Genomic DNA, 21,648 nt, shown 5'->3' with positions numbered 1-21,648 from the left:
CTGGTATTGGGGCCAGGATTCACTCCCCGGCACCAAGCCGTTACGAATAGTGTACATATTCGGACACATCAGACTTACTGCCCGGATGGCATCGAACCATTCGCAACCTGCCGCCGAGTGACGCGCAGTCACCGTCACAGGCCGGTCATCGGCCTGCCTTCCCGGCGATCTTCCCATCGAAACATAGAGGGTGATTTATCACCCCATCGGGTACTTCATGACCTAACCCGCCCGAATGCCCCAGCTCCGGACTTGACACCGGCCTCCCGCATGCGGTCTCCTTCCCCCATGTCAGAGTTGGCCAGCACCCGGAGCGGTTCCACGCTTCGCCCTGCCGCGAACTCTTGTTGTCGCCTCTGTTCCTGCTGTATCTAGGCGCCCGCGTCCCACCGCGCGCCGCCCAGGAAGCACAGAGGCCGCCCGCGATTCCCGCCCCAGGACATCCCGGATCCGGCTGATCCCCCGACGAACCAGCCGTACTCCGAGGACGACCCCGTGCGAATGACCCGCATCCGCAAGCGGAACCGCGACCGCAACAAGCCGGCCCACCGTGGCCTCGCCCCGACCGCCCCTCCCCCCGCACCCGCCCGCGCCGTTCACCCCGCGCAGACCGTGCACCCCGGTCAGGCGTGGGCCGACGGCCTGAGCGACGTCTCCATCGCCGGCGACCCGCTCGCCTTCCCGCACCTGGCCCGCACCGACCTGCCCAGCCACCCCACCACCGTCGCCGGCTACGCCAGGCTGGTCCGCGAGATCGCCGCCGACCGCGCCCGCTGGGAGCCGCTGGTCCGCTACGACGCGCTCACCCGCTGGTACTCCCGCCTGGAGACCGGCCCCGGCTACGAGGTCTGGCTGCTCAGCTGGCTGCCCGGCCAGAGCAGCGGGTTCCACGACCACGGCGTCTCCTCCGGAGTGATGACCGTCGTCCAGGGCGAGCTGATCGAGCGCTCCCTCACGCACGCGGGCGAAGGCGCCCGCACCCTCAGGCCCGGCGGGCAGCGGGTCTTCTCCTCCGGCTACCTGCACGAGGTGGTCAACGGCGCGCTGGAGCCCGCCGTCTCCGTCCACCTCTACACGCCGGGCCTGACCGAGATGAACCAGTACGGCGGCACCGCCGTCCCCGAGCAGCACCCGCAGGAGCAGGCCGAGGCCCGCTGACGGCGGGCGCGGCAGCGGCCGGTCGAGGGTCGGGCTGACGACCTGTCGGGCCGTGGCAGGATGGGCGCATGCGCATCGTGGCACTGGCAGGCGGGATCGGCGGAGCGCGTTTCCTGCGCGGACTCCGGGAGGCCATCGGTCCGGAGGACGAGATCACCGTCATCGGCAACACCGGTGACGACATCCACCTCTACGGTCTGAAGGTCTGCCCCGACCTCGACACCGTCATGTACACCCTCGGCGGCGGCATCCATGAGGAGCAGGGCTGGGGCCGGACCGACGAGACCTGGTCGATCAAGGCCGAGATGAAGGAGTACGGCGTCGGGCCCGAGTGGTTCGGGCTCGGCGACCGCGACTTCGCCACCCACCTCGTCCGCAGCCAGATGCTCACCGCCGGGTACACCCTCAGCCAGGTCACCGAAGCGCTCTGCGTGCGCTGGAAGCCGGGCGTCCGGCTGCTGCCGATGAGCGACGACCGGGTCGAGACACACGTGAAGATCACGGACGGGGACGGGACCCGGGCCGTCCACTTCCAGGAGTACTGGGTCCGGCTGCACGCCGCCGTCGACGCCGAGGCGATCATCCCGGTCGGCGCGGACACCGCCAAGCCCGCGCCCGGCGTCCTGGAGGCCATCGCCGCCGCCGACGTGATCCTCTTCCCGCCGTCCAACCCGGTCGTCTCGATCGGCACCATCCTCGCCGTCCCCGGCATCCGGGCCGCGGTCGCCGCCGCCTCCGCACCGGTGGTCGGGCTCTCCCCGATCATCGGCGGGGCGCCGGTGCGCGGCATGGCCGACAAGGTACTCGCCGCCGTCGGCGTCGAGGCCACCGCGGAGGCCGTCGCGCTGGACTACGGCTCCGCGCTGCTGGACGGCTGGCTGGTGGACACCGCCGACGAGGCCGCGGTCGCCGCCGTCGAGGCCGGCGGGATCGCCTGCCACGCCGTCCCGCTGCTGATGACGGACGTCGACACCACCGCCGAGATGGCCCGGGCCGCGCTGGCGCTCGCCGAGCAGGTCCGCGCGTGAGGCCTCGGGGCACGAGCCCTGCGTCCGGCGAGGCGGGCGCATGAGCCTGCACATCCTGCCGGTCGAGGGGCTGCCCGAGATCGACGCCGGTGCCGACCTCGCCGGGCTGATCGCCAAGGCCGCCACGTACGAGGACGGCGACATCCTGCTCGTCACCTCGAAGATCGTCAGCAAGGCGGAGGGCCGGCTGCTGCACGCCGCCGACCGCGAGGCCGCGATCGACGCCGAGACCGTCCGGGTGGTCGCCCGGCGCGGCCCGGCCCGGATCGTCGAGAACCGCAACGGCCTGGTGATGGCCGCCGCCGGCGTCGACGCCTCCAACACCGCCCCCGGCACCGTGCTGCTGCTGCCCGAGGACCCCGACGCCTCCGCCCGCGCCCTTCGGGCACACCTCCAGCAGCTCACGGGCCGCCGGCTCGCCGTCGTCGTCACCGACACCTTCGGCCGGCCCTGGCGCAACGGGCTCACCGACGTCGCCATCGGCGCCGCCGGGCTGCCCGTCCTGGAGGACCACCGGGGCCGCACCGACTCCCACGGCAACGAGCTGGCCCTCACCGTCACCGCGACGGCCGACGAACTCGCCGCCGCCGCCGACCTGGTGAAGGGCAAGGCCACCGGCACCCCGGTCGCCGTGGTCCGCGGCCTCGGCCACCTGGTCACCGCCGAGGACGGCGAGGGCACCCGGCCGCTGATCCGCCCCGCCGCCGACGACATGTTCCGGCTCGGCACCTCCGAGGCGCTGCGGCAGGCCGTCACCCTGCGACGCACCATCCGCGCCTTCGGCCCCGAACCGGTCGACCCCGGCGCCGTCCGCCGCGCCGTCGCCGCCGCCGTCACCGCGCCCGCCCCGCACCACACGACGCCCTGGCGGTTCGTGCTGCTGGAGTCGGCGGAGACCCGGACGGGGCTGCTGGACGCGATGCTCGCCGCCTGGCAGCGCGACCTGCGCGAACTCGACGGCTGGGACGACGCCAGGATCGCCCGCCGCACCGCCCGGGGCGACGTCCTGCGCGCCGCGCCGTACCTGGTGGTCCCCTGCCTGGTGATGGACGGCTCGCACGACTACCCCGACCGGCGCCGGGCCACCGCCGAACGCGAGATGTTCACCGTCGCCATCGGCGCGGCCGTGCAGAACCTCCTGGTCGCCCTCACCGGCGAGGGCTACGGCTCCGCCTGGGTCTCCTCCACCATGTTCTGCCGCGACACCGTCCGCGAGGCCCTCGACCTCCCCGCCGGATGGGACCCGATGGGCGCCATCGCCGTCGGCCGCCCGGCCGAACCCCCGCGCGAGCGCCCCGACCGCAGCGCGGACGCCTTCATCGAGGTGCGGTAGGGGCCGGAGCCGGCGACGCGTCCCGGCGGTCGCTCATCTCCCCCGGTGGTCGTTGGGGGTGAGGCGGGGGCCGTAGCGGGGGGCGTGGGTGCCGGTGGCGAGGAGGAGACGGCAGAGGCGGTGGCGGTGGGGCCGGTAGGGCTCCAGCAGCGCGAGCATCTGGGCGTCGTCGCTGCGGGGCCGGCCGGCCAGGGCCCAACCGACCAGGTTGGGCAGGTGGTAGTCGCCGACCGAGACCGCGTCCGGGTCGCCGTTGCTGCGCTGGAGGGTCTCGGCGGCCGTCCAGATCCCGATGCCCGGCACCGCGGTGAGGCGGGCGAAGGCCTCGGTGTGGTCCATCGCGGCGGCCTCCTCCAGCCGTGGGGCCAGCCGGACCGCGCGCACGACCGTCGCCGAGCGCTTCGGGTCCACGCCGGCGCGGTGCCACTCCCAGCTGGGGACGAGCGCCCAGTCGCGGGCCGACGGCGCCACCCGCATGCCCTCGGCCGGACCGGGTGCCGGCGTGCCGAAGTCGCGCAGCAGCGTCCGCCAGGCGCGGTACGCCTCGCTGGTGGTGACCTTCTGCTCCAGGATCGCCGGCACCAGTGACTCCATCACCAGCCCCGTCCGGGCCAGCCGGACCCCGGCCACCCTCCGCTGGGCGTCGCGCAGCGGGCCGGGCGGGAGCACCAGGCCGGCCGGGTCGTCCTCCGCGCCGAGCAGGACCGGCAGCTTGTCCAGCAGCCACTCCGCGCCCGGGCCCCAGGCGTTCGCCTCGACCGTGCCCTCGGCGGGGCGGGCCAGCACGCGCAGGGTGCCGATGCCGGCCGGGGTGCGGGAGGCCCGCCAGAGCGCGCCGTCGCCGGTCGTCCGGTACGCCGGGTCGGCGGGACCGCGGCGCAGCGGCAGCAGGGTGCGGGCCGCGTCCAGGGGGAAGCCGGGGCGCCAGCGGCGTACCGCGCCCTCGCTCGTCGCCGTGGGGGCTGTCACCGCCGTGCACCTCCTTCGCTCTCCGCCGACCATGGGGTTATGAACGATACGCGGCTGCCGGAGCTGTCCCCCGCGGACGAGGGCGCCGTCCGGGCGCTCTACCACCGGGTGCTGGAGGGCTGGAACCTGCGGGACGGCGCGGCCCTCGCCGGGCCGTTCGCCGAGGACGGCGAGGTGATCGGGTTCGACGGCACCCGGCACAGCGGCCGCTCGGTGATCGCCGCCGAGCTGGGGCGGATCTTCGCGGACCACGTCACTCCCGAGTACGTCGCCAAGGTCCGGCGGATCCGGGGGCTGGGGCCGGGGGTGGCCCAGCTGGACGCCGTCGCGGGGCTGGTGCCGGACGACGCCGAGGACCTCGATCCGGCGCTGAACGCCCTGCAGACGGTGATCGCGGTCAACGCGGGGACGGGCTGGCGGATCGCGCTGCTGCAGAACACCCCGGCCCGGTACGACCTGCGGCCGGACCTCGCGCGGGCACTCACCGCGGAGCTGCGGACGCTGATCGGACGCGGGCCGGGGCCGGTGTAGGGCGCGGAGCCGCCGACGGCCCGGGTCAGTGCGTCCGGAGGTACACGGCGTGGGAGCGGATGGTGGGGAGGAGGGGGTAGAGGGCGGAGCCGGGGCACTCGGTGGCGAAGGCGTCGCGGTGGCCGGAGATGGCGTCGAAGGTGACCGCCGTACCCTTGGGGTAGAGGCTGCCGTCGGAGGTGGAGGTCAGCTCGGTGGTGCCGGCCGGGTCCTGGCCGGTGAGGCCGAGTTTCCAGGCGGCCGTCCGGGCGAGGCCGTCGAGCAGGGCCGGCGGGGGGAGGTCGGTGACGTAGGTGCCGATCGCGGCGACGCCCGCCGAGTCGGTGTTGAAGCCGAGGGTGTGCGCGCCGTGCACCGGCAGGTCGGCGCCGCCGGCCCGGCCCTCGTAGACGGTGCCGCAGCGGTCGACCAGGAAGTTGTAGCCGATGTCGCGCCAGCCGTTGGTCTGCACGTGGTACTGGTAGATGGCCCTGATCACCCGGGGCGCGTCCGCGCAGTCGTACGCGGTGGCGCTGGCGGTGTGGTGGACGAAGACCTCCCGGACCGGGCCGGTGTACTCGAAGTCCGGGTCCCGAAGGGACTCGTCGGCGCCCCAGCCGGCCCGGGTGATGATGGCGGGCCGCGGGGCCTGGTGCCCGTCCGACGGCCTGGCGGGCAGCGTCCGGGCCGTGACGGGGGCGGCGCCCCCGCCGGGGTCGACCAGTTCGACCCGCAGGCCGGCCGGCAGGCCGCCGGGGCCGGGGGTGACCTCGACGGCGACACCGTCGCTGCGCCCGGTCCAGAGCGGGGCCGTCGCGCTGTGCGGCCCGGCGTCCGTCGAGGCCGTGTCCGGCCCGTCCTCGCCGTCCGCCTCCAGGGTGTGCCAGCCGGTCCAGATCCCGGTGGCGGCGTCCCTGGTGCGGACCCGGACCGAGCCGCCCGCGAGCGCGCCGCCCGGGCCGTCCCAGCCGACGCCGAGCAGCTCGAACGGTCGGGTGGTGCTCGGGGGCATGGCCCGGCCGCCCGGCAGCGGCAGGGCGGTGACGGAGCCGCCGCCGGCCGAGGCGCGGTACCGCGGGGCCGGGCCGGCCGGGGCACCGGCGGCGGCCGGCTGGAGGAGTAGCACGGCGGTGCAGCCGGCGAGGACGGCGGCGGGGAGGGCGGCGGGGAGGGCCGCCGGGAGAGAGATGCGCATAAAAGGGATGTTCACGGTAAAACGCCGTGCCCGCCACGCCGCCTCGCCCCCTCCCGGGCACCCCTCCCGGTCGCCCACCCGAAGGCCGTAGGCTGGGGCGCACCATGACTGCGCCTTTCGCTGCCGATGCCCGAACCCCCGTCGAGCTGCTGCACGCATACCTGCGAGGTGGCACTCCTTCAGTCGATCCCGCGGCCCCGCTGGTCACCTTCTACGACGACGCCACCGGCGAACGGGTGGAGCTCTCCGCCCGGACCTTCGACAACTGGGTGGCCAAGACCGCCAACCTCCTCCAGGACGAGCTGAACGCCGGCCCGGGCGACCGCGCCGCACTGCTGCTGCCCGCCCACTGGCAGAGCGCCGTCTGGCTGCTGGCCTGCTGGTCGGTCGGGGTGGCGGCGGTCCCCGGCGGTGAGCCCGCCGACGCCGACCTGGTGGTCAGCGGCCCGGACGGCCTGGAGTCCGCCCAGGCCTGCGAGGGCGAGCGGGTGGCCCTCGCGCTGCGCCCGCTCGGCGGCCGCTTCCCGCAGCGTCCGGACGGCTTCCTGGACTACGCCGCCGAGGTGCCCGGCCAGGGCGACCGGTTCGCGCCGTACTCCCCCGTCACGCCGGACGCGCCCGCGCTGGAAACCGGGGTGGACGGCCTGCCGCTGAAGCTGACCGGTGACCAGACGGTGCAGCTGGCCCGGGAGGGTGCCGCCCGGCTCGGCATCAAGACCGGCGACCGGGTGCTCTCGACCCTCTCGTTCGACGACTGGTCGGGCCTGGAGGCCGGCCTGTTGGCGCCGCTGGCGGCCGGCGCCTCGGTGGTGCTCTGCCGCAACTCGGAGGGCCTCAGCCCCGAGCAGTGGGAGAAGCGGACCGAATCCGAACGGGTGACACTGCGCCTCGGGTAACTCCCGGCCCCGGCCCGGCGGGTAGGGATCCCTGCCATGGCCGAGGACGACACCGAGCACCCCCCGACCGACAACCCCCCTCCCCGGGACACCGCCGAGGCCCCGGACACCCCGACCGCACCCGGACGACGGCGCCGGCGGTGGCTGATGATCACCGCCGGCGTCCTCGCCTTCCTGCTGGTCGCCTGCGGCGCGCTGCTCTGGATCGCCTACCGCAAGCTCGACGGGAACATCCAGACCGACTCCACCACCGACCGGCTGCTGGCCCGGCTGGAGGCCGAACGGCCCAGCCGCACCTCCGGGGCCAAGGGCGCCGAGAACATCCTGCTGATCGGCAGCGACGACCGCACCGGCACCAACGCCTCGTACGGCGAGGCCGGCGGCCAGCGCTCGGACACCACGATCCTGCTGCACCTGGCGGCGGACCGGAGGCACGCGACGGCGGTCTCCATCCCCCGCGACGTCATGGTCACCGTCCCCGCCTGCGAGAAGCCGGACGGCACCCGGAGCCGGCCCGCGCTGCTGCAGTTCAACGCGGCCTTCGAGACCGGCGGCCCGGCCTGCTCGATCCGGACCGTGGAGCAGCTGAGCGGCATCCGGATCGACCACTACGTGATCCTCGACTTCACCGGGTTCAAGTCCATGGTCGACGCCGTCGACGGGGTCGAGGTGTGCCTACCGCAGGCGATCCACGACAAGGACGCCAAGCTGGACCTCCCGGCCGGGCGGCAGACCCTGCACGGCGAGCAGGCGCTCGGCTACGTCCGGGCCCGGGAGACCCTCGGCGACGGCAGCGACACCCAGCGGATGGGCCGTCAGCAGCAGTTCCTGGCCGCGCTGATCCGCAAGGTGCAGTCGCAGGGCGTGCTGCTCAACCCGGCCCGGCTCTGGCCGGTGCTGGACGCGGCGACCTCCTCGGTCAAGGCCGACGGCGGGCTCTCCTCGCTGGGCGCGCTCTACGACCTGACCCAGGACCTGCGCGGGATCCCCTCCTCCGACGTGGTGTTCCTGACCGCGCCGCGCCGCCCGTACCGCTTCGACTCGGACCGGGACGAGTTCGTGCAGCCGCAGACCACGCAGCTGTTCACGGCGCTGCGCGACGACCGTCCGGTCGCCGTCCGCCCGCCGGGGTCCGCCGCTCCGACCACGGCGGGACCGAGCGCAGGGCCGAGCACGGGACCGACTGCGACGCCGGGCACGACCGCCGCACCGAGTGCGACTGCCGGGGCGACAGCGGCGGGCGGGGCGGACCGGGCTGCCGGGGCGTCACCCTCCGCCACGGCGCCGCCCTCCTTCGAGGGGCACACCGCCGACGTGGACTCCTGCGCGATCCATTGACCGCGGGCCGGGTCACCCTTTTGTGTACAGATCATGAGGCTGCCAGGCATTCCCCGGGAATTCCCAGGCGCCTGATTGGCTGGTGAATTGGGGTTTCCGGACATGGCGGAGATCACATCAGGAACAATTCCCCCATGCGGCTCGTCTAGTGTGTCCGGGTCGGTGCGTGGCACGCGCGCCGGCCCGTGCAGACCGGTCGGAGGGAGGGAACCCCCGTGCAGCAGGACAGGCAGGAGGTCGACCCCGCCGACCAGTGGGTGCTCGACCCCGACACCGGGCAGTACCGGCTCGACCCGGACGCGGGCATCCCCGCGCAGCACCGCCGGGCAGCCGCCCCCGAGCCGGGTTCCGCGGCCGCCGCGCCGGAGGCCGCCACCGAGCCCGGTCACCCCGGGGGCCGGGCCGGACACCGCCGCAGGGGCGCGGCCAGGCGCAACCGGCGGCGCCGGGCGCTGAAGTGGACGGCCGGAGTCGGCGCGCTGGTCCTGGTGGCCGGCTGCGGCGGCGCCTACTACGCGTACCAGCACTTCAACGACAACATCACCGCCGTCAAGGTGCAGCTGGGCAGCGACGAGGAGCGACCCAAGGCGGCCGGTGACGCGCTGAACATCCTGGTGATCGGCACCGACAGCCGGGAGGGCCTGGGCCGCGAGTACGGCGACGAGGGCAGTGCCGGGCACGCCGACACCACCCTGCTCTTCCACGTCGCCAAGGACCGCAGCAACGCGACCGTGATCAGCATTCCGCGCGATCTGATGGTGCCGGTCCCGGAGTGCGACACCGATACCGGAAAGAAGATCCCCGGCTCGGCACGGGCGATGTTCAACGAGAGCCTCGGGCAGGAGGGCCGCGATCCGGGCTGCACCTGGAAGACCGTCGAGAAGATGACGGGTATCCGGGTCGACCATTTCGTCATGGTCAACTTCGATGCCGTGAAGACGCTCTCCACCGCCGTCGGCGGAGTCGAGGTGTGCGCGGCCAAGGACATCAACGACCCGGACTCCCACCTGAAGATGACCAAGGGCCGGCACGTGGTGCAGGGCGACGAGGCGCTGGCCTTCGTCCGCACCCGGCACGCCGTCGGCCTGGGCGGGGACCTCACCCGGATCCCGCTCCAGCAGCAGTTCATCAGCTCGATGATCCGCTCGGTCAAGAGCAGCGACACCCTGACCAGCCCGACCAAGCTGTGGAAGCTCGCCGACGCCGCCACCAAGGCGCTCACCGTGGACTCCGGCATCGGCAGCGTCGACAAGCTGAAGGACCTGGCGCTGGACGTCAGCAAGGTCGACACCAAGAACATCACCTTCGCCACCGTGCCGGTGCTGGACGACCCGAAGGACGAGAACCGGCTGGTGCTGAAGCAGCCGGACGCCGGGCAGGTGTTCTCGCTGGTCGCGAACGACCGCTCGCTGACCGAGACGGCGGCCCCTGCCGCCCCGGCCGCCCCCGGGGCCACCACTCCGGAGGCCGCGGCGGCCCCGGCACCCTCGCCGACGGCCACCACCCCCGCGGTGGACGCCAAGGACGTCCGGGTGATGGTACGCAACGGCAGCGGGACGCCCGGGCAGGCGCAGCAGGCCGTCGACAAGCTCCAGGCGAAGAGCTTCTCCAAGGCCGCGACCGCCGCCAACGCACCTGCCACGCCCACCACTTCGGTCGCGTACCCGGCCGGGAAGGCCGCCGAGGCCGCCGCGCTGGCCGCCGCCCTCGGCCTGCCGGCCGATGCGGTCAGGGAGGACCCGAAGGCGGGTGCCAGGGACGCTCTGGTCCTGGTGCTCGGCAAGGACGTGCTGGCGGCGCCGGCCACCCCGAGCGCCGCGCCGACCGAGGCGCCCAAGGACCTCCAGCGCGTCCAGGCGGACGACACCGACGTCTGCGCCAAGTAGCGGCCGGGTCGTATCCGGGTCCTGGCCGGTCGGTCGCGCGCCCGGCAGGACCGGCCGGCCGAGACCTAGAGCAGCGCGAGGGTGCCGTCGGTCTCGCGGTACCGCTCGCCGGTGCGCGGGCAGCGCCAGTGGTCCGGGCCGTCCGGCTCCAGCGGCTCGCCGGCCCGGCCGACCCACTTGATCCGGCGGGCCGGGACGCCGGCCACCAGGGCGAAGTCCGGGACGTCGCGGTGCACCACGGCGCCTGCGGCGACCAGCGCCCAGCGGCCGACCGTCACCCCGGCGACGAGGACGGCGCGGCCGCCGACCGAGCAGCCCTCGCGGAGCGTCACCCCGCGGGCGTGCCAGTCGTCGCCGCGCTTCAGCTTCCCGTCGACGTCGACGGAGCGCGGGTAGAGGTCGTTGGTGAGCACGGCCGCCGGGCCGACGAACACGCCGTCCTCGACCACGGCGGGCTCGTACACCAGCGCGTGGTTCTGCAGCTTGACGCGGTCCCCGATCCGCACGCCCGGGCCGACGTAGGCGCCGCGGCCGATGATGCAGTCGGCGCCGACCACGGCGTCCTCCCGCACCTGGGCGAGGTGCCAGACGGTCGTACCGGAGCCGAGCACCGCCCGGTCGTCCACGTCCGCGGTCGGCTCGACGCGGGCACCGGCGACGGGCCCGCCCTCAACTGTCCCCATGGCGCCCGACGATAGCGTCGGCGCAGGGGGCACGAGGGCGGGTCCGCGGGATTGGCCGGATCGGGTCAGCCGACCTCGGCCACGACGTCGGTGGCGGCCGGGGCGCGGCTGCCGATCACCCGGCGCGCCAGCGAGCGCGGCGAGGTGAGGAAGCCGAAGCCCCAGCTGAGGTGCATGGTCGCGAAGGCGACCGGCAGCAGTGCCTTGGCCTTCGCCGGGAGGCCGCGGCCCACGACCACCGCGCCGCCGAGGATGCCCAGCAGGTAGGCGGCCGGAACCGCGAGGAACGCCGGGTGGACGGCCGCGCCGAGCACCAGCCCGAGGGTGACGCCCAGGAACGCGGCCGGCGGGGCGAGGTAGCGGAAGTTGACCGAGCCCCGGTGGTAGCGGGTGACCACCCGGCGCCACCGCCCGTAGTCCTTGTACTGCTTGGCCAGCGCTCGCACGGTGGGGCGCGGGCGGTAGGTGACCCGCAGCTGCGGGGTGAACCAGACCAGGCCGCCGTCCTGGCGGATGCGGTAGTTGAGCTCCCAGTCCTGGGCGCGGACGAACTCCTCGTTGTAGCCGCCGAGCCTCTCCAGCACCTCGCGCCGGAACACCCCGAGGTAGACGGTGTCCGCCGGGCCGGCCAGGCCGCCGGTGTGGAAGGCCGCGTTGCCGACACCGATCTTGGAGGTCATCGCGGCGGCGACCGCGTTCTCCCAGTCGGTCTCGCCCTCGGCGTGCATGATGCCGCCGACGTTGGCGGCCTCCATGTCGCCGAGCAGCCGGACCGCCGTGGTGATGTAGCCGGGGGTCAGCAGGCCGTGACCGTCGACGCGGACCACTATCGGGTGGCTGGACCCCCGGATCGCCGCGTTCAGGCCGGCGGGCGTGCGGCCGGTGGGGTTCTCCACGGTACGGACCCGCGGGTCCTCGGCGGTCAGCTCGGCGGCGATCTGCGCGGTGCGGTCGGTGGACGGGCCGAGGGCGATCACCACCTCCATCGGCCCGGCGTAGTCCTGTTCCAGGATGTGCCGGACGGCCGTACGCAGGTGTCGTTCCTCGTTGAGCACCGGCATGATCACGGAGACCGCCGGCAGCTCCTCAGCAGCCTTGGTGTTCATCGGGGCCAACCGTACCGGTGCCGAAGGGTCGCCGTCTTGTCCCGGTTCGGGTACCTCCGCACACCCTTCACCGGAGGAACGTTTCATCGACGAGGCCCACCGTACTCCTCACCCCCGGCGCGCCCTCACCCAGCCCGGAGCGGGCCGCCCCTACCATCCGAGAGATGCCCGTCTCCCCCCTGCACACCCCGCCCGGGCGGCGCCGCGCCTGGCCCCGCCGGCTGGCCGCCGGCATCGCCTTCAGCGTCCTCGCCACCTCCTGCGGCGGCTGGGCGGTGCTGCACGGCCTCGGCTCGATCGACCGGGTCGACGCCTTCAGCGGCGACCAGGCCCGGCCCGCCGACGACGGCTCCACCACCTTCCTGGTGATCGGCACCGACGAACGGGACGGCATCCCCGAGAGGACCCTCAAGGACGTGCTGCACGCCGGGGGCGAGTCGTGCCACTGCACCGACACCATGATGATCGTCCAGCTCGCCGGGGACGGCGCCCGGGCCAGCGTGGTCAGCATCCCGCGCGACTCGTACGTGGACATCCCCGCCCACCGGGACCAGACCACCCGCAAGGAGGTCCCGGCCGCCAAGGGCAAGATCAACGCGGCGTACGGGATGGGCGGGCCGCGGCTCACCGTCGCCACCGTCGAGCAGAACACCGGGTTGCGGATCGACCACTACCTCCAGGTCGACTTCGCCGGGTTCGTCTCCGCCGTGGACGCCGTCGGCGGGGTGAAGGTGTGCACCGCCAAGCCGCTCAAGGACGAGTACTCCGGCCTCGACCTGCCGGCCGGCACCAGCACCCTGGACGGCGCCGGGGCGCTCAAGTACGTCCGCGCCCGGCATGTGGACGCCACCTCCGACCTGGGGCGGATGCACCGGCAGCAGAAGCTCGTCGCCCAGCTGCTGCACCAGCTCACCAGTGGCGGCACCCTGCTCAACCCGGTCCGGCTGGCCCGGGTGACCGACAGCCTGCTCGGCTCGGTCAAGGCCGACAAGGACCTCACCGCGGACGACCTGATCACCCTGGGCACCCGGATGAAGGAGCTGTCGACGGGCCAGGCGGACTTCGCGACCGTGCCGCTGGCGCAGCTCGACCACCCGGTGAGCGGGTGGGGCTCGACGGTGCTCTGGGACCAGGCCGGGGCGCGGGCCCTGTTCGACGCGGTGCGGGCCGGGCGGCCGCTGGGGGACGGGACGGCGGGGACGTCGCCTTCGGCGGTTCCGGCTCGGGCGCCGGCCGGGGCTGCCGGTCCGGCCGCTGCCACCGCACCCGCCGTCGCGCCGGAGCAGGTGCACGTCCAGGTGTTCAACGCGGCCGGGGTCGTCGGGCTCGGCGCGCGGGTCGACGGCGACCTGCGACGGGCCGGCTTCGCCACCACCGGCGCGCCGTCCAACGCCCCCGCCGGGACGGCGCCCGGCCGGACGGTGGTCCGGTACGACCCGCGCTTGGCCGAGTCGGCGCGGAAGCTGGCGGCCGCCCTGCCGGGCGCGGAGCTGGCGACCGTTCCGGGGCTCGGGCCCACCCTGCAGGTTTTCGCGGGCGCGGACTACCCGGCGGCCCCGGGGGCGTCGGCGAGCGCTGGTCCCGGCGCGGGTCAGGGCGCGGATCCGAGCGCGGGTCCGAGCGGGGGGCCTGGCGCGTCCGGGCCGCCCGCGCCTCCGCCGCCCCCGGCCTCTTCGCCGCCCCCGGCCTCTTCGCCGGCTCCGGCCTCTCCGGCCGCCACGGCGGCGCCTTCCGTGCCGGTGACGGCCGAGCGGGCGACGGACATCATCTGTCCTTAGGCCCTGATCTTCCGGACAGGACCCGGCCGACGCGGGTACGCGGCAGGGGCCGGGTGCTGTCGCGCACCCGGCCCCTGCCGTCCCCCGGTCCCCCGATCCGGGGGGGTCAGTCCGTCGCGATCGCCGCGAGGACGTTCATCCGCCCGGCCCGGAAGGCCGGGACGAGGGCGGCGACCAGACCAATGACCACCGAGGCGACCAGCGTGACCGCGATCGTGCCGGTCGGCACCGCCAGCGTCGCCAGGCCCTGGTCCTTGAGGACCTGCTGCCCGGTGATTCCCCAGGCCAGGCCGAGGCCGGTGCCGAGGATCGCGCCGAACAGGGCGATCACCACGGACTCCAGCCGGATCATCCGGCGCAGCTGGCGGCGGGAGAGCCCGATCGCCCGGAGCAGGCCGATCTCGCGGGTCCGCTCGACCACCGAGAGCGCCAGGGTGTTGATCACACCGAGCACCGCGACCACGATCGCCAGGCCGAGCAGGCCGTAGATCATGTAGAGCAGGGTGTTGATCTGCTGCTGGACGAGCTCCTTGTAGCCGGCCTGGTCCCGGACCTTGAGCTGCGGGTAGTCCTTGAGCGACTCCTCCAGCGCGGCGAGCGTCTTGGCGACGTCGGCGCCGGCCGCGGCCTTGCCGTAGATCTGCACGTCGAGCGGCATCTCGGCCGCCGGAATGGCCTTGGCCACGGTGTCGATGCCCACGAACGTGGCGCCGTTGAAGAGCGAGTCGCCCTTGGACATCACCACCCCGACCGGCACGGACTGGGCCCGCCCCTGGCCGTAGTCCAGCTTGACCGTGTCGCCGACCTTGAGGCCGTAGTCCTTGGCGAGGTCCTCGCCGATCGCCAGCGAGCCCTGGTTCAGCGAGCCGGCCGCGCCGGACTTGACCGGGAGCCGGAAGTCGTCGGTGAAGTCCGCCGAGACCGCGGAGATGCCCGTGGTCACCGTCCGGCCGTCCGGCACGTTGATCTTCACCCCCCGCAGTTCCTTCTGCTCGGTGACGTGCGCCACGCCCGGGGTCTTCTTCGCCGCCTGGACCATCGCCTCGCCGATGATGCCCTGGCTGCTGGAGATGACGTAGTCGGCACCGACCGACTTGTCGATCTGCTCGTTGGTCGACTTGACCATCGAGGAGGTGAAGACGGAGGCGCCGATCACCAGCGCCAGCCCGATCATCAGCGCGGCCGCCGTGGCCCCCGTACGACGCGGGTTGCGCATCGCGTTGCGCTGGGCCAGCCTGCCGGACGGGCCGAACAGGGCCGGCAGCGCGGCGCCGAGCCCCCGCACCACCGTGGTGGCCAGCAGCGGGCCGAGGACGACGAAGCCGATCAGGGTGAGCAGCACGCCGAGGCCCAGGTACTGGCCGCCGGTTGCGGCCTTGCCGGCCTTGGCCGCCAGCACCAGCAGGCCGCCACCACCGGCGGTCAGCACGAGGCCGACGACGGTGCGGACCACGTTGGAGCGGGCCTCGGCCGGGGTGCCGTGGTCACGCAGGGCCGCGATCGGAGCGATCTTGCTAGCCCGGCGCGCGGGGATCCAGGCGGCCAGCACGGTGATCACGATGCCGACCGCGTACGCGGCGACCGGCACGTTCAGCCCGATCTGCAGATCGGTCGCGCTGAGGTTCATCCCGACGGCCTTCATCAGCTGGATGAGGCCGGTCGCCAGGCCGAGGCCGGCGCCGAGGCCCAGCGTCGAACCGAGCAGGCCGAGGATCAGCGCCTCCACCAGCACCGAGCGGTTGACCTGCTTGCGGCTGCCGCCGATGGCGCGCAGCAGGCCGATCTCACGGGTGCGCTGGGCGACCAGCATGGAGAAGGTGTTGATGATCAGGAAGCCGCCGACCAGCAGCGAGATACCGGCGAAGCCGAGCATCGCGTACTTCATGAAGTTGAGGAAGGAACCGACGCTCTTGTTGTTCTCCTCCTTCTGCTCGGCCGCGGTCTTCACCTGGTAGCCGGCGCCCAGCTTGCCGAGCGCGTCGGCCTTGAGCTGGTCGTTGGAGCGGCTGCCGTCGCCGAAGACCTCGACCGACGTGAACTCGGCCTTCCCGAGGAGGTCCTGCTGCGCCGTCGGGGTGTCCAGGAACGCGAGCGCCGCACCCGGGTTGGTGGTCTTGAAGGTGGCGATTCCGGCGAGGGTGAAGTCGTGGTTGCCGTTGGTGGCGGTGATGACGCGCACCTTGGCACCGAGGCCGAGCTTCGCCTTCTTCGCGGTGTCGGCGTCCAGCACGATCTGGTCGCCGCCCTGCGGCACGTGGCCGCTGGTGATCTCGACCGAGTTGCGCGGGGTGTCGGTCCAGTTGCCGGTCAGTGTCGGGGCGCCGCCGGTCGGGCCGATCTGCTTGTTGGTGAGCGGGTCGACCAGCACGGCGCTGCCGACGAAGACCTGGCCGAGAGCCTGCTTGACCCCGGGCGTGGCCGCGGCCTTCTGGATCACGTCGGCCGGCACGGTGGCGACCCTGCCGGCCGGCTGGTCCGGCTCGTCGCCGTCGGCCTTGGCCGGCTGGACGGATATGTCGGAGGCGGTCGAGGCGAAGAGCCTGTCGAAGGTGCTGGTGGCGGTGTTGGAGAACACCAGGGTGCCGGACACGAACGCGACCGACAGCACGACCGCGATCAGCGAGAGCACCATCCGCCCCTTGTGGGCGAAGAAGGTTCTCAGTGACGTCTTGAGCAGCATGAGTCTGTGTCCCGCCCGCTCAGCTGGTGCGCTTGCCGTCGAAACGGCGCATGCGTTCGAGGACGGAGTCGGCGGTGGGGGCGTGCATCTCGTCGACGATCACGCCGTCGGCGAGGAAGAGCACGCGGTCCGCGTAGCCGGCGGCGACCGGGTCGTGGGTGACCATGACGATGGTCTGGCCGAGCTCGTCGACCGAGCGGCGCAGGAAGGTCAGCACCTCGGCGCCGGAGCGCGAGTCGAGGTTGCCGGTGGGCTCGTCCCCGAAGATGATCTCGGGGCGGGCGGCCAGCGCCCGGGCCACCGCGACGCGCTGCTGCTGGCCGCCGGAGAGCTGGGTCGGGCGGTGCTTGAGCCGGTCGGCCAGCCCCACCGTCTCGACCACCTGGTTCAGCCAGGCGGTGTCCGGCTTGCGGCCGGCGATGTCCATCGGGAGCGTGATGTTCTCCAGCGCGTTCAGCGTCGGGAGCAGGTTGAACGCCTGGAAGATGAAGCCGATCTTGTCCCGGCGCAGCTTGGTGAGCTGCTTGTCCTTGAGGCCGGTGATCTCGGTGTCACCGATCCGGATCCGGCCCTCGGACACGGTGTCCAGGCCGGCCAGGCAGTGCATCAGGGTCGACTTGCCCGAACCCGAGGGGCCCATGATCGCGGTGAAGCGGCCGCGCTGGATGTCCACGTCCACCGCGTCCAGCGCGGTGACCCTGGTCTCGCCGGTGCCGTAGGCCTTGGTCACCTGACGGGCCGAGGCGGCGACGGCGGCCGCGCCGCCGGGAAGTTGGGGGTCGTACACGGCTGCTGCCGTCGTCACTGGATTCTCCTAAGAAGTGGGCCCACCCGTTGCCCCCCAGCCTTGCCGCTGCCACCTGTGCTGCGACAGGGTGCAGGAGAGAGTCCTCGACCGGGAGTCAGCCCCACCCTTCCGGTGGACCTGGCTGCCGACCCGACAGAACCGGACCCTCCTCGGACGGGCGGGGATGTGATCCACGTTAGGAGCGGCGGCACGATCGCTCGTCATCCGCCGGTATGAAGCGCCTCAACCGTAGTTGTACGGGGCGCGGCGCCCCTCCCCCTAGGGGTAGCCGCCATCCGGGTCGGGGTCGGCCCGTACGGGGCCGTTCCCGAAGGCCGTCAGCCGGTGAGCGCGGGCACGGCGAGCCGCTCCAGCGCGGCGGCGAAGGCCTCCACCACCGGCGTCAGCAGCACGTCCGTCTCGCGCTCGATCGCGGTGCCGCCGTCCTCCCGGACGGTGATGTGGCGGTCGAGCACGAACCAGCCCTGGGTGATGTGTCCGGCGCCCATCGAGCTGAGCACCGGGCGCAGTGCGTAGTCCACCGCCAGCACGTGCGCGGTGGAGCCGCCGGTGGCCAGCGGCAGGACGGCCTTGCCGGTCAGCGCGTACTGCGGGAGCACGTCCAGCAGGGTCTTCAGCAGGCCCGAGTACGCGGCCTTGTAGACGGGGGTGCCGATGACGATGCCGTCCGCCCGGGCGAACAGCTCCAGGGCGGCGACGATCTCGGGGTGGGAGAAGTCCGCCGAGAGCAGCGCGTGCGCGGGCAGGCTGCGCACCTCGAACGGGACGACGTGGTGGCCGCGGGCTTCGAGCTGCGCATCGACGTGGCGCAGCAGGCGGGTGGTGCGGGACGTCGCGGACGGCGAGCCGGACACGGACAGGACGGTGGCCATGGAGTTCACCTCTGGGGCGGGAAGCGGGGACGGCGCTGCGGCTGCGGGGCGCACGCTGCGCGGGCAGCGGCGGAGCAGGGTGCGGAGCGGTGCGGGAGCTGGAGAGGGTTCGACGGGCGCGCGTCAGCCACGACAGAGCGAACAGGACACACGCTGAAGGTCGACGTGCCGCCGACGCGTGAGGGTCCATCGCTGATCCATGGCAGTCATGCAAACACGCAGCGTTCCGGCCGGTCAAGGATTGTTCCGGCAGATGAACCAGGGGCGGGACGGATGGCGGGACACGGTAGTGGGACGCGGTGGTGCGCGCTGGGGGGCTCGCCCGCCGCGGCGCCGGCCGCCGGGGCCACCCCGCGCGAAGTTGCGGCGGAACGATCCGGCACGTGCATCAAAACTGCTACAAGGCGCCTGGTGGGGGCCCCGGGGGGAGTCACCGCACCCGGCGTCGGGCATCCTCTCCCACATGAACACGTGGCAGGAGGGCCGCCCGGGCGGCGGCGGGAACCCTTCCCCAGCCTTTGGCTGGGGGGACCCCCATGGCGGCGGCAGCGGCAACGGCGGCGCGTACGGACGCAGCGGGGACGGTACGGCGGCCGAACCGCCGCTGCCGGCTTCGCTGAACCCGCGCGGGCCCGGGGCCCCCGCGCAGCGGCAGCCACAGGAGTACGGGCAGCCGTCCGGCGGGCAGGCGCCGGTTCCGGCGCAGGCCCCCGGGTACGGGCCGTCCCAGGGCTACGGGCAGCCGCCGTCGCACGGGCAGCCGGGCACTCGGCCCGGGGTGCCCGCGCAGGGGCCGGGGGCACCCGGTGGCGCCGGTGGCCCCGGCGGGCCGATAGCCCCGGGCGGCACCCAGCCGCCCTCGGCCGCCAGCCCTTCGCGCTGGCCGCGGCGCCGGATCATCAAGTGGTCGGTGTTCGGTGTCCTGATCGCGATGATGGTGACCGCCGTCTCGACCTGGTTCTGGGCCGGCTCCAAGCTGAACCACGAGAACGTGCTCACCGACTACGCGGGCCGCCCCGCCGCCGGCAAGGGCACCAACTGGCTGATCGTCGGCTCCGACAGCCGCAACGGCCTGTCCGACTCGCAGGAGGAGGACCTGCACACCGGCCACGCGGGCGGCAAGCGCAGCGACTCGATGATGGTCCTGCACATCGGGGACAACGGGAACACCCTGATGAGCATCCCGCGTGACTCCTGGGTGCCGATCCCCGAGCACCCCGGCGACAACGGGAAGACCGTCAAGGCCACCACCTCGAAGATCAACTCGGCCTTCGCGGCGGGCGGCGGCAAGCTGCTCGCCCAGACCGTCGAGCAGAACACCGGCATCCGCATCGACCACTACGCCGAGATCGGCTTCGCCGGGTTCGTCGGCATCGTCGACTCGGTCGGCGGCGTGGACATGTGCATCGACCAGGACGTCAAGGACAAGGACTCCGGCCTCGACCTCAAGGCCGGCTGCCAGAACCTCACCGGCACCCAGGCGCTCGCCTTCGTCCGCCAGCGCCACCAGATGGCCGACCAGGACCTCGGCCGGATGCGCAACCAGCAGAAGTTCCTCGGCGCACTGGCCAAGCAGGCCGCCTCGCCCGCCACCCTGCTGAACCCGTTCACGTTCTACCCGCTGGTGGACTCCGGCCTCGGCACCCTGATCGTCGACGACGACGCCGGCCTGACCGACCTCGGCTCGCTCTTCCTCGCCATGAAGGACGTCAACGGCGGGGGCGGCAAGAGCATCACCGTGCCGATCGCCAACCCGGACTTCAAGACCAACACCGGCGAGTCTGCGGTCAAGTGGGACAGCGCCAAGGCCAAGCAGGTCTTCGACGCGTTCAAGAACGACACGGCCGTCCCGGACACGAAGTAACCCCCGCGACCGCACATGACGCGGCGTGACGCATTCGACACAATGGGTGGATGTCACTCGTCACCGCACTGATCTACCGCCGCCGTCACCGCCTCCTGGGCCGCCTGGTCCAGGAGGCGCTCGCGCTATACGGGATGGAGGTGCCGGCCGCCGCCGAGATCGGGCCCGGACTGACCGTCTTCCACCGCGGCTTCGGCACCGTCCTGCACCCGTACACCACGCTCGGCGCCGGCGTGACGCTCTACAACGGCGTGACGATCGGGCGGGCCGACCCGTGGGTGCCGCAGGAGCGGAGCGCGATGCGGCGGGTGGTGGTGGAGGACGGCGCGGTGCTCTGCGCGGGCGCCAAGGTGGTCTGCAAGGAGGGCGTGCTGACCGTCGGCGCGGGCACCGTCGTCGGCGCGAACGCCGTCCTCACCCGCTCGACCGGCCCCGGCGAGATCTGGGCCGGCGCTCCGGCCCGCAGGGTGGGCCTGCGTGAGGGCTCGTGGGCGGCGGCCGCAGCGGCTCCGGACGAGCTGACGCCCGGTGAGGCTCCCGGTGGGGTGGCTGCCGGCGGGGCCCCCGGCGAGGCGGATGCCGTTGGTTGATTCGGGCCTGTGCGGGTCCGCGCGCATCCGAGGCGGGGCGGGCCCCGGCCGACCTGCGCCAACCGGCCGCCTGGTCCGCTGTTCCGCGCGCACGGCCGGCCGGTCCGACTCCCCTCCTCCGGTCACCGGCTTCCTGCTACCGCGGGTGCAGCACCATGGGGAGGCGGTCCAGGGCGATGCCGAAGAGCGAACGGTAGGCGGCCAACGCCGCGGCCTCGTCGAGGAGTTCCTCGGTGCGCCCGCCGTCGGCGCCGGTGCGGATCAGACGGGTGCCGCTCAGGGTGACCCGGCCGCCGTCCGGGGCCGGCAGCGAGCAGGTGGTCGAGCGGGTGAAGTGCGAGTCCGGCGAGGTGGCCTGCCACCAGCAGGTCGGCACGAAGTCGGCCGGCTCGTACGGGCGCAGGCCGAGCCGGTACTGCGGCTCGCCGTCCATCCGCACGTCGAGCTCGTCGCCTCCGTACGGGGTGATGGTGAACTCCCCCGCTGGGTCCGGCTGTTGCCCGCGGTCGTCCAGGCGCAGCGGGAGCCGGCTGAACCGTCCGAACCCGACGTCGGCCAGCCAGGGCCCGCCGAGGTCCACCCGCAGGGCGAGGTGGTCGAACGGCGGCCCGAGGCGGTCCCCGTCGCAGACGCGCGCGCCGAGCAGGCTCACCCGGTAGCCGAGTGCGCGCAGCAGGGCCGCGAAGGAGGCGTTGAGTTCGTAGCAGAATCCGCCGCGGCGCCGGGTGACGATCTTCTCGAAAAGGTCGCCGGTTCCGAGCAGCACGGGCTCGCCGAGGTGCACGCTCAGGTTCTCGAACGGCACGGCGTCCAGATGCGCGCGCTGCAGCTGCGCCAGCGCGGCCTCGGAGGGCCGTCCGGGCCGGACCGCGCCGATCCGGGCGAGGTAGGCGTCCACCTGCGCGGCGGTCAGCCCGCCGCCGGTCGATGAAGGAAGATCCACACCACCCATTC

Annotated in this window: 19 protein-coding genes; 10 read left to right on the top strand and 9 right to left on the bottom strand. The window is 73.5% G+C overall.

The genetic code is table 11. The features are described 5' to 3' along the window. The first annotated feature begins 642 nt into the window (after window positions 1–642). From OG286_RS24770 to OG286_RS24760, 3 genes are all read left to right on the top strand, one after another. A complete protein-coding gene (locus OG286_RS24770) occupies window positions 643–1,158 on the top strand; it encodes a cysteine dioxygenase (RefSeq protein ID WP_396325811.1) in 516 nt (171 codons plus the stop codon). Window positions 1,159–1,226: 68 nt separating this feature from the next. Next, window positions 1,227–2,186 (top strand): 2-phospho-L-lactate transferase, encoded by a 960-nt coding sequence (gene cofD / locus OG286_RS24765; RefSeq protein ID WP_405360034.1) that lies wholly within the window; start codon window positions 1,227–1,229, stop codon window positions 2,184–2,186. A gap of 40 nt (window positions 2,187–2,226) precedes the next feature. Next, window positions 2,227–3,519: a coenzyme F420-0:L-glutamate ligase gene (locus OG286_RS24760; protein WP_405360036.1), complete on the top strand. Its 1,293-nt coding sequence runs from the start codon at window positions 2,227–2,229 to the stop codon at window positions 3,517–3,519. 33 nt (window positions 3,520–3,552) lie between these two features. Here OG286_RS24760 and OG286_RS24755 read toward each other — a convergent pair whose 3' ends face one another. Continuing rightward, window positions 3,553–4,521 carry a DNA-3-methyladenine glycosylase family protein gene (locus OG286_RS24755; protein ID WP_396325786.1) on the bottom strand — a complete coding sequence of 323 codons (969 nt, stop codon included), beginning with the start codon at window positions 4,519–4,521 and terminating at the stop codon, window positions 3,553–3,555. A 6-nt stretch (window positions 4,522–4,527) separates the two neighbouring features. On the opposite strand from OG286_RS24755, the gene OG286_RS24750 reads away from it, so the two are divergent. Then, complete coding sequence (locus OG286_RS24750) at window positions 4,528–5,019, top strand: SgcJ/EcaC family oxidoreductase (protein ID WP_396325787.1); 492 nt, start codon at window positions 4,528–4,530, stop codon at window positions 5,017–5,019. A gap of 25 nt (window positions 5,020–5,044) precedes the next feature. Here OG286_RS24750 and OG286_RS24745 read toward each other — a convergent pair whose 3' ends face one another. Next, window positions 5,045–6,193 carry a peptidoglycan recognition protein gene (locus tag OG286_RS24745; RefSeq protein WP_405360039.1) on the bottom strand — a complete coding sequence of 383 codons (1,149 nt, stop codon included), beginning with the start codon at window positions 6,191–6,193 and terminating at the stop codon, window positions 5,045–5,047. A gap of 104 nt (window positions 6,194–6,297) precedes the next feature. On the opposite strand from OG286_RS24745, the gene OG286_RS24740 reads away from it, so the two are divergent. The 3 genes from OG286_RS24740 to OG286_RS24730 all read left to right on the top strand — a co-directional run bounded on the left by OG286_RS24740 (window position 6,298) and on the right by OG286_RS24730 (window position 10,313). Continuing rightward, on the top strand, window positions 6,298–7,089 hold the full coding sequence (locus OG286_RS24740; protein WP_396325789.1) for a TIGR03089 family protein: 792 nt from the start codon (window positions 6,298–6,300) through the stop codon (window positions 7,087–7,089). 36 nt (window positions 7,090–7,125) lie between these two features. Beyond that, entirely contained in the window at window positions 7,126–8,427 is a 1,302-nt protein-coding gene (locus OG286_RS24735; protein WP_396325790.1) for an LCP family protein, read from the top strand. 215 nt (window positions 8,428–8,642) lie between these two features. Beyond that, entirely contained in the window at window positions 8,643–10,313 is a 1,671-nt protein-coding gene (locus OG286_RS24730) for an LCP family protein (RefSeq protein ID WP_396325791.1), read from the top strand. Window positions 10,314–10,378: 65 nt separating this feature from the next. Here OG286_RS24730 and OG286_RS24725 read toward each other — a convergent pair whose 3' ends face one another. Both OG286_RS24725 and OG286_RS24720 read right to left on the bottom strand, forming a co-directional pair. After that, window positions 10,379–10,996, bottom strand: a complete 618-nt coding sequence (locus tag OG286_RS24725; protein WP_396325792.1) for an acyltransferase — start codon at window positions 10,994–10,996, stop codon at window positions 10,379–10,381. 65 nt (window positions 10,997–11,061) lie between these two features. Further along, on the bottom strand, window positions 11,062–12,102 hold the full coding sequence (locus OG286_RS24720) for a glycosyltransferase family 2 protein (RefSeq protein ID WP_396325794.1): 1,041 nt from the start codon (window positions 12,100–12,102) through the stop codon (window positions 11,062–11,064). Between the two features lie 164 nt (window positions 12,103–12,266). On the opposite strand from OG286_RS24720, the gene OG286_RS24715 reads away from it, so the two are divergent. After that, entirely contained in the window at window positions 12,267–13,880 is a 1,614-nt protein-coding gene (locus OG286_RS24715; RefSeq protein ID WP_405360042.1) for an LCP family protein, read from the top strand. 106 nt (window positions 13,881–13,986) lie between these two features. Here OG286_RS24715 and OG286_RS24710 read toward each other — a convergent pair whose 3' ends face one another. From OG286_RS24710 to OG286_RS24695, 4 genes are all read right to left on the bottom strand, one after another. Then, a complete protein-coding gene (locus tag OG286_RS24710; RefSeq protein WP_405360044.1) occupies window positions 13,987–16,560 on the bottom strand; it encodes an ABC transporter permease in 2,574 nt (857 codons plus the stop codon). A 19-nt stretch (window positions 16,561–16,579) separates the two neighbouring features. Continuing rightward, window positions 16,580–17,365: an ABC transporter ATP-binding protein gene (locus OG286_RS24705; RefSeq protein ID WP_396325797.1), complete on the bottom strand. Its 786-nt coding sequence runs from the start codon at window positions 17,363–17,365 to the stop codon at window positions 16,580–16,582. A gap of 320 nt (window positions 17,366–17,685) precedes the next feature. Next, window positions 17,686–18,240, bottom strand: coding sequence for an NADPH-dependent FMN reductase (gene ssuE / locus OG286_RS24700; RefSeq protein ID WP_396325798.1), 555 nt, complete (start codon window positions 18,238–18,240; stop codon window positions 17,686–17,688). Between the two features lie 123 nt (window positions 18,241–18,363). Then, entirely contained in the window at window positions 18,364–18,441 is a 78-nt protein-coding gene (locus OG286_RS24695) for a putative leader peptide (protein WP_359810240.1), read from the bottom strand. Between the two features lie 262 nt (window positions 18,442–18,703). Here OG286_RS24695 and OG286_RS24690 point away from each other — a divergent pair, with 262 nt between their 5' ends. After that, complete coding sequence (locus OG286_RS24690) at window positions 18,704–20,104, top strand: LCP family protein (RefSeq protein WP_405360047.1); 1,401 nt, start codon at window positions 18,704–18,706, stop codon at window positions 20,102–20,104. 50 nt (window positions 20,105–20,154) lie between these two features. Then, window positions 20,155–20,694: a hypothetical protein gene (locus OG286_RS24685; RefSeq protein WP_396325800.1), complete on the top strand. Its 540-nt coding sequence runs from the start codon at window positions 20,155–20,157 to the stop codon at window positions 20,692–20,694. Between the two features lie 136 nt (window positions 20,695–20,830). Here OG286_RS24685 and OG286_RS24680 read toward each other — a convergent pair whose 3' ends face one another. Next, window positions 20,831–21,646, bottom strand: coding sequence for an arylamine N-acetyltransferase (locus OG286_RS24680; protein WP_396325801.1), 816 nt, complete (start codon window positions 21,644–21,646; stop codon window positions 20,831–20,833). Window positions 21,647–21,648 lie beyond the last annotated feature (2 nt).

It is taken from the genome of Kitasatospora sp. NBC_00039 (assembly GCF_045160625.1).
Taxonomy (GTDB): domain Bacteria; phylum Actinomycetota; class Actinomycetes; order Streptomycetales; family Streptomycetaceae; genus Kitasatospora.
Note: the sequence above shows the minus strand (reverse complement) of the source record. Positions and strands in the feature narration are given on the sequence as shown.

Excerpts from the sequence above, each read along its gene's own strand:
- OG286_RS24750 (WP_396325787.1), top strand. The coding sequence starts at position 4,528 with ATGAACGATACGCGGCTGCCGGAGCTGTCCCCCGCGGACGAGGGCGCC.
- OG286_RS24690 (WP_405360047.1), top strand. The coding sequence starts at position 18,704 with ATGAACACGTGGCAGGAGGGCCGCCCGGGCGGCGGCGGGAACCCTTCC.
- OG286_RS24760 (WP_405360036.1), top strand. The coding sequence starts at position 2,227 with ATGAGCCTGCACATCCTGCCGGTCGAGGGGCTGCCCGAGATCGACGCC.
- OG286_RS24735 (WP_396325790.1), top strand. The coding sequence starts at position 7,126 with ATGGCCGAGGACGACACCGAGCACCCCCCGACCGACAACCCCCCTCCC.
- cofD (WP_405360034.1), top strand. The coding sequence starts at position 1,227 with ATGCGCATCGTGGCACTGGCAGGCGGGATCGGCGGAGCGCGTTTCCTG.
- OG286_RS24745 (WP_405360039.1), bottom strand. The coding sequence starts at position 6,193 with ATGCGCATCTCTCTCCCGGCGGCCCTCCCCGCCGCCCTCCCCGCCGCC.
- OG286_RS24715 (WP_405360042.1), top strand. The coding sequence starts at position 12,267 with ATGCCCGTCTCCCCCCTGCACACCCCGCCCGGGCGGCGCCGCGCCTGG.
- ssuE (WP_396325798.1), bottom strand. The coding sequence starts at position 18,240 with ATGGCCACCGTCCTGTCCGTGTCCGGCTCGCCGTCCGCGACGTCCCGC.
- OG286_RS24720 (WP_396325794.1), bottom strand. The coding sequence starts at position 12,102 with ATGAACACCAAGGCTGCTGAGGAGCTGCCGGCGGTCTCCGTGATCATG.
- OG286_RS24755 (WP_396325786.1), bottom strand. The coding sequence starts at position 4,521 with ATGGTCGGCGGAGAGCGAAGGAGGTGCACGGCGGTGACAGCCCCCACG.
- OG286_RS24695 (WP_359810240.1), bottom strand. The coding sequence starts at position 18,441 with ATGGATCAGCGATGGACCCTCACGCGTCGGCGGCACGTCGACCTTCAG.
- OG286_RS24710 (WP_405360044.1), bottom strand. The coding sequence starts at position 16,560 with ATGCTGCTCAAGACGTCACTGAGAACCTTCTTCGCCCACAAGGGGCGG.
- OG286_RS24685 (WP_396325800.1), top strand. The coding sequence starts at position 20,155 with ATGTCACTCGTCACCGCACTGATCTACCGCCGCCGTCACCGCCTCCTG.
- OG286_RS24680 (WP_396325801.1), bottom strand. The coding sequence starts at position 21,646 with ATGGGTGGTGTGGATCTTCCTTCATCGACCGGCGGCGGGCTGACCGCC.
- OG286_RS24725 (WP_396325792.1), bottom strand. The coding sequence starts at position 10,996 with ATGGGGACAGTTGAGGGCGGGCCCGTCGCCGGTGCCCGCGTCGAGCCG.
- OG286_RS24740 (WP_396325789.1), top strand. The coding sequence starts at position 6,298 with ATGACTGCGCCTTTCGCTGCCGATGCCCGAACCCCCGTCGAGCTGCTG.